This window comes from Clostridium cuniculi (genome assembly GCF_004353185.1).
GTDB lineage: Bacteria > Bacillota > Clostridia > Clostridiales > Clostridiaceae > Clostridium > Clostridium cuniculi.
In genome coordinates this window covers 20,828-27,589 of record NZ_SMUS01000046.1, presented here as the reverse complement: position 1 = coordinate 27,589, position 6,762 = coordinate 20,828, and the positions used below count along the sequence as shown (strand labels likewise).

General features: G+C 25.1%; 12 protein-coding genes. All 12 read left to right on the top strand.

Going from position 1 to position 6,762, the window contains the following annotated elements; genetic code table 11:
* Positions 1-193, top strand: a 193-nt coding sequence (locus EJJ37_RS20435) for a hypothetical protein (RefSeq protein ID WP_166484821.1), incomplete at its 5' end; no start/stop codon positions are given.
* On the top strand, positions 190-633 hold the full coding sequence (locus EJJ37_RS17390) for a hypothetical protein (protein ID WP_133016758.1): 444 nt from the start codon (positions 190-192) through the stop codon (positions 631-633). The genes EJJ37_RS20435 and EJJ37_RS17390, both read left to right, overlap by 4 nt.
* Before the next feature lie 14 nt (positions 634-647).
* A complete protein-coding gene (locus tag EJJ37_RS17385) occupies positions 648-1,280 on the top strand; it encodes a hypothetical protein (RefSeq protein ID WP_133016757.1) in 633 nt (210 codons plus the stop codon).
* Entirely contained in the window at positions 1,258-1,647 is a 390-nt protein-coding gene (locus EJJ37_RS17380; RefSeq protein ID WP_133016756.1) for a hypothetical protein, read from the top strand. The genes EJJ37_RS17385 and EJJ37_RS17380 overlap by 23 nt, the downstream gene beginning before the upstream one ends.
* The gene (locus tag EJJ37_RS17375; RefSeq protein WP_133016755.1) at positions 1,644-2,015 is read left to right on the top strand and encodes a hypothetical protein; all 372 of its coding nucleotides are present in this window, start codon (positions 1,644-1,646) and stop codon (positions 2,013-2,015) included. Before EJJ37_RS17380 ends, EJJ37_RS17375 begins: the two co-directional genes overlap by 4 nt.
* Positions 2,016-2,179: 164 nt before the next feature.
* Positions 2,180-2,737: an elongation factor P gene (efp, locus tag EJJ37_RS17370; RefSeq protein ID WP_133016754.1), complete on the top strand. Its 558-nt coding sequence runs from the start codon at positions 2,180-2,182 to the stop codon at positions 2,735-2,737.
* A gap of 171 nt (positions 2,738-2,908) precedes the next feature.
* Positions 2,909-3,274, top strand: a complete 366-nt coding sequence (locus tag EJJ37_RS17365; protein ID WP_133016753.1) for a CD1247 N-terminal domain-containing protein — start codon at positions 2,909-2,911, stop codon at positions 3,272-3,274.
* A 248-nt stretch (positions 3,275-3,522) separates the two neighbouring features.
* Positions 3,523-4,446: a stage III sporulation protein AA gene (gene spoIIIAA, locus EJJ37_RS17360; RefSeq protein ID WP_133016752.1), complete on the top strand. Its 924-nt coding sequence runs from the start codon at positions 3,523-3,525 to the stop codon at positions 4,444-4,446.
* Positions 4,431-4,949: a stage III sporulation protein SpoIIIAB gene (gene spoIIIAB / locus EJJ37_RS17355; protein ID WP_133016751.1), complete on the top strand. Its 519-nt coding sequence runs from the start codon at positions 4,431-4,433 to the stop codon at positions 4,947-4,949. The genes spoIIIAA and spoIIIAB overlap by 16 nt, the downstream gene beginning before the upstream one ends.
* Positions 4,950-4,967: 18 nt before the next feature.
* On the top strand, positions 4,968-5,165 hold the full coding sequence (gene spoIIIAC, locus EJJ37_RS17350; RefSeq protein WP_133016750.1) for a stage III sporulation protein AC: 198 nt from the start codon (positions 4,968-4,970) through the stop codon (positions 5,163-5,165).
* Between the two features lie 9 nt (positions 5,166-5,174).
* Positions 5,175-5,558: a stage III sporulation protein AD gene (gene spoIIIAD / locus EJJ37_RS17345; protein WP_133016749.1), complete on the top strand. Its 384-nt coding sequence runs from the start codon at positions 5,175-5,177 to the stop codon at positions 5,556-5,558.
* Positions 5,559-5,566: 8 nt separating this feature from the next.
* Positions 5,567-6,760: a stage III sporulation protein AE gene (gene spoIIIAE, locus EJJ37_RS17340; protein WP_133016748.1), complete on the top strand. Its 1,194-nt coding sequence runs from the start codon at positions 5,567-5,569 to the stop codon at positions 6,758-6,760.
* The last annotated feature ends 2 nt before the right edge of the window (positions 6,761-6,762 follow it).

Here is a 6,762-nt window from a genome sequence, read left to right as displayed (position 1 = left end):
AACAGTTAAAATAATTTATTTAAGAGATAAAAATTTAAAGGTTAGAACTTTAAATTATAAAGGAGATAATGTATCGGTTGGAGATAATACCCTATTAGATAAGGTTATGAGCTTCCAAGTTAAGAGAAAGGAAAATTTAATTTATTATTATATAGAAAATAAAGAGTCTAAAGTAAGAGGAAGGTGTATATGAAGAAAAAACAAGGGGTAGTAATGTTAGAAGTATTGATATTATTAAATATTTTAATTGTATTAATAGTTTATAATGCTAAGACTATAATAGCTAACTCAAACAAATATGGTCTTTATGAAATAAAAGAAGATATTTTTTATTTAAATGATTCTGAGTATGATTTATTAAAAGAAGTGGAGGATTTAATTAAAAATAATGAAGAATTAGATACTTTTATTATTTCATATAAAGATGATTTAAATATCAATTATGAACATATTTTTAGTAAAAATGAAAATTTAAGATTTATTATATATGAGGGTAAATTGTACTTAAAGGAAATATTGGCAGGTAAAACTGAAAGCATAAGGGAAATTGATGTAGTATTTATTGAAAATGATAAGGAAGAGGTAGAAATTATTTTTAAGCCTAAGTTATATAAAATGTTTTATATGGTATAAAAAGGAGAATGTGTATGAAGGATATTATAGTTTCTACTAAAGATGAGTTTATATTTAAAAATAAACTATATGATGAAATTGCAATAAAGAGCGTTGTTAAAAAGGAAATAGATTTGTTTATATTTGAAGAGAATATACTTATTAAAGAATTTGAAAATATAAAAAAGGATAAGGAAGCTGTTGTTGAAAAAATAGTAAGAGAAGAATTCGGTGATGAAAATGATATTTTGATTCATTATGAGCATGATAAAAAAAGAAAAAAATTATATTTATATTCAATGGGAAATGGAAGGATGGTTAAAAATATAATTAATGAGGCGAAAGATCTTAGAATAAAGCCAATTCAATTTTATATTAAGGAGCTAGTAGAAAGTAAAATAAAGAAACTAAGAAATTATATTATAATTATTGAGTTAAGAGAAATTATATATTCATTATATATAAAGGAAAATTTTATTATTAAAAGTTTTATGAAAAATAAAAATGAGTTTATTTTAAGTGATGAGTTAAATGATTTAGAAACTGGATCTACCGTAATAATGAGTAAAGAAGTTGAAGATATAATTCCGGAAGAAATAAAATATAAACTACATATTATATATCTTGAAATAGGAGAAATAATAAATGAAAAAGTATTTAAAGTATAAAGATTTTATTCCTAAAGAATTTATTGAAAAGAAGCAACTTAAAGAAAGTGAAGAAAATAGAAGAGGATATAAAATATTACTATTATTAAATATGATATTGTTATTATTAAATATAGAAAATATATCTAAGAAAAGTGATGATAATGAGTATATTCCTAAAACCAAACAGGTGTATATTGAAAATGAAGAAATATTTAAGTGGATAAATTTATATGATAAAGATAGTATTGAATTTAGAGTTATAGATAATGTTGCTGAAATAACATATGAAAAAAATAAAGATATTAATAAGATAGAAGATTTAGGTGCTCAGATAAAAAAAGTAACTAGTTATGATGATACAAAGGTGGTGAAAGTAATATATTGAGTAATCTAAAAATAAAATTAATAGAATATAAGCAACCAATATTAGTAATTATAACTCTTATTCAAATTATTATTATGCTTTATTATTTTAAAATAGAAAATAAGGTTCAAAATATTGAGGAAATAAATTATACTATGCCATCAAAATTAACATTTAATGAGATAAGTAATGACTTAAATATAGATAAAAATATTCAAATATTAGAAGTTGAAGATTTGGGAGAAAAGTGGTATGTTAAAATAATGATAAATGGAAATAATAAAAAAATAGAAGAAATAATCAATAAATTGGAAGTATTTGAAATATATAATTATGAGATTAGTGGAAAAGATAATATTTTAACTGTAATATTGGAGTTATATAGGTAAATTTATTAAAATTTTTGATGTTCTTAATGAAATAATTGCATTTCTTTAGTAATTTTGATAGAATGTTTTTGTTGTGTCATTAAACGACAAAGGATATTATGATTATTTGTTAAAAATAAAGGTCATAATAACTATGAATTCAAGTGATTTGGAGGGAATTTTTTATGATATCAGCAGGTGATTTAAGAAAAGGTACAACTTTTGAGTACGACGGACAAGTGTATACAGTAATAGACTTCTTACACGTTAAACCTGGTAAAGGCGCTGCTTTCGTTAGAACTAAGCTTAGAAACGTTATTTCAGGTGGGGTTACAGATACAACTTTCAACCCAACTACAAAATTACAAGAAGCAGTAATTGAAAGAAAAGAAATGCAATATCTTTATTCTGATGGAGAATTATACTACTTCATGGATCAAGAAACTTATGAGCAAATTCCATTAAACTATGAAAAAGTTGAAGATGCTATAAAGTTTATAAAAGAAAATATGTTTGCAGTAATTAAGTTCTACAAAGGTGATGCATTCTCAGTTGAAGCACCAAACTTTGTTGAGTTATTAATAACTCAAGCTGACCCAGGAGTAAAAGGAAACACAGCTACAAACGCTATGAAACCAGCTACATTAGAAACTGGAGCAGTTGTTAACGTACCTATGTTTGTTAACGAAGGTGATACTATAAGAGTTGACACTAGAACTGGTGAATACATGGAAAGAGTTTAATCTTAAAGTAAATGCTAGGTTTTTAACTTAGCATTTGTTTTTTTTTAGCGAGAATATAAATCTTTGATTTAGTTATTCCAACTTACACAAACATGTCCGATTTTTCTTTTAAAGATGAGAAAATAAGGGTATAATCATATATATAATAATTTCTTCAAAGGAAGTGAAAGTATGAGAGAAATATATACTAAAATAGATCAACTGAAAAGTATGATAAATGATATACAAGATGAAAAATATAATAATATATTTAATTCTATAAGTGATATATTATTAGATTTATCTTCAAAGGTTGAAGATTTAAATATAAGACAAGAATATTTAGAAGAAAATATGGAATATATAGATAATGATTTAACAGATATACAAGATGAGCTATTTGAAGAAGTATCATTTGATGATTTAAGTGAATTAGAAGATGAATATGTTGAAATCAAATGTGAAAACTGTAATAAACCTTTATTTGTAGAACAACAAGCATTAAATAACAATAATAATATTCCTTGTCCGTTTTGTGGCAGTATAGCTAACAAATAATACATAGTATATATTTATTAAAACTTACTTAGTTAAAAACATAGGCTATTGCAAAGTAATTGCAATAGCCTATGTTTTTTTCATTAAATTTAAGGAATTTATATGTAATGAGATAAATATATTATTATAGATATTTATTTTACATATGTTTTTAAATAAATAATTTACATATTTTTTTTTATAGTATGAATAATTAGCTATTATGTGAAATAAAAATTAAAGAGAAAGGGAAATAAGGAAGTGATTATATGAATTATGATGAAATTTACAAAATACTTCCAGGAACAATAGGAAATAGTATTAAACAGTTTTTGATGGAAGATAAAATACAAGAAATAAGGATTAAAGTTGGAAAGCCAATAATATTAAATTTAGCATTTGAAGAAAAGGTATTAGATTATATTCCTACAAGAGAGGATTTAAGGTATCTAATGACTAAAATCTCCAATTATTCACTATATGCATTTGAAGAAGAAATTAAGCAAGGATATATTACACTAAAGGGAGGTCATAGAGTTGGGCTTGCTGGAGAATGTGTAATGTCAAAAGGTGAAGTTAGAACTATAAAAAATATTTCCTCATTAAATATAAGAATATGTAAAGAAGTTATAGGAGCTTCTAATAAAGTTATGAGATTAATTACAGAAAATGATAGAGTATATAACACTTTAATAGTATCTCCACCTAAGTGTGGAAAAACAACTATATTAAGAGATATAGCTAAGAATTTATCTAATGGAATGTACCAAATAAGTTTAAAAGGAAAGAAAGTAACAATTGTAGATGAAAGAAGCGAAATTGCTGCTTGCTACAACGGAATCCCTCAAATGAATGTAGGTATAAGAACTGATATTTTGGATAATTGTTTAAAAAAATCAGGAATGATTATGGCTATAAGAAGTCTTTCTCCAGAAGTATTAATATGTGATGAAATAGGAACAGAAGGTGATTTGGAGGCACTAAATATGGCCTTTAATTCTGGAGTTAATATTATAGTTACAGTACATGGATATGATATAAATGATATTTATAATAGAAAGGTTTTTAAGGAACTAATAGATAATTGTGTATTGGAAAGAATCATATTATTAAGCAATCGAAGGGGGGCTGGAACAATAGAAAAAGTTTATAAGGTAAGTAGAGGGAAGGGATTACAATGTTTAGAAGTATAATGATTTTTTTAATGTTTCTAATCTGTACATTTATAGGTTTCTTTTTAGGTGAAAATTACAAAAGAAGAAGCATACATTTAAAGGAATTTCAAAAAGCCCTATTATTATTAAATAATGAGATTATATATGCTAATACACCATTACCAGATGCCTTATTAGAAGTTAGTAAAAAAGTTTCAGAGCCAGTTTCTGATATATTTAGTGATATGGCCCTTGCATTGGAAAATGGCTATACAGGAAGTATATATGAAAGTTTTGAAAATGCTTATGAAAAAACAAAGGAAAAGATAAATTTAACATCAGATGATAATAAAATTATAAGTGATTTTTTTAAAACACTAGGTTCATCAGGGGTAACAGGACAAGATAAGATATTTAAATTGACATTAGATAATATAGATATAAATTATAAAGAAGCAAGAAAGTTTGAAAAGGAAAATATTAAGTTATATAGAACGTTAGGGTTGTCTATTGGTGCGATGCTAGCAATATTTTTTATCTAAGGGGGGATATAATTTATTATGTTTGATGTAAGTTTGTTATTTAAAATTGGAGCAATGGGAGTTCTACTTATGGTTATTGAAAAAGTGCTAGAGGGGAATGGAAAAAAGGAATTTGCAGTATTAGCTAATTTAGCAGGAATGGTTATTATTTTAATTACTATTATTGGAATGATATCAAATCTTTTTGATACTGTAAAAACTATGTTTACTTTTTAGGTGAGTTTTATGGAGATAATTAATGTTGCATTTTTTGCTTTTACTGCTTTATTCATATTCCTTTTATTAAAAGATAAGAAATCAGAAATAGGATTACTTGTAGTACTTGCAGCTGGAATAGGAATATTCCTTTATATGATAGGACAGCTAGGGGATATAATAGAATTTATTAAAGATATTGCAAATAAGGCAAATATAGACACTGTATATATTGGCATTGTATTAAAAATTCTAGCAATAGCTTATATAACTTCTTTTTGTAGTGAAATATGTAAAGACTCTGGTGCTGGAAGTATAGGCACTAAGGTTGAATTTGCAGGGAAAATTATGATATTAGGGTTGGCAATTCCAATTTTAATGGCTGTATTAAATTCAATTCTTCAGATATTGTAGGTGAGAAAATGAAAAACTATATTTTAAAGATAATTTGGTCTTTGACAATTATCAGTATTTTAGGGTTTAGTGAAATTTCAATATTTCCTAATAAAGTTGTTTATGCAGAAGAACTTACTACTATAACTAATGATGAAGAAGTAGAATCAAAGCTTAATAGTTTATATGACTATATTAATACAATGAAAAGCGATGTAGAGCTTGTTAATGAGTTAGATCCAATAAGTTATATACAAAGTTATATAGAAACTGGTGAAGGAAATTTATCTTTTTCAACAATTATAAATGCTGTTATAAGTTTATTTTTTAGAGAAGTAAAAACTGTATTATCATTAGCATTTTCAATTGTTGCAATAGGAATAATATGTTCACTATTTAAAAATATACAGTCATCTTTCTCAAGTGAAGGAGTGTCGCAAGTAGCTTTTTATGCCTGTTATGCTATTTTAATAATATTATTATCAAAAACTTTTATTATATCAATATCACTGGCGAAAGATGTAATTGTTCAAATTACAAGTTTTATGGATAAGGTTTTACCTGTTTTAGTAGTTATGTTAGCTGCAGCAGGAGGTTTAACTCAAGCAGCTACTATGGACCCAATAATTCTTGGAGCTACAATATTGATTCCTAAAATATATATGAATGTAATAATACCATTAATTTTAATAACTTTTGTATTACAGTTTACAAATAATATTTCAACAGAATCAAAGTTATCTAATTTATGTAGTATGGTAAAAAAATCTACTGTCTGGTTACAAGGAATTATTCTTACTATCTTCATAGGTATTTTAACTATTAGGGGTATAACCTCTTCTACTATAGATGCTGTTACATTGAAAACTACTAAATTTGCTGTTGATAATTTTATACCAATAGTAGGAAAATCCTTTTCAGATGCTATATCATCTGTAGCAGGATATTCATTAATTATAAAAAATGCAATTGGATCAATTGGGTTAATAGTTATAATTTTAATAATTTTATATCCTATTATTAAACTAGTATTATCATCACTTATTTTTAAACTTTCAGCATCGTTACTAGAACCAATAACAGATAAGAGAATAACAAGCTCTATAGCTGCTGCAGGTGAATCTTTAGTATTAATAATGTCATGTGTTTTAAGTGTAAGTATAATGTTCTTTATTCTTATAGCAATTATGATATCAGCAGGAAAATTTGTTATAGGAGGTTAAGA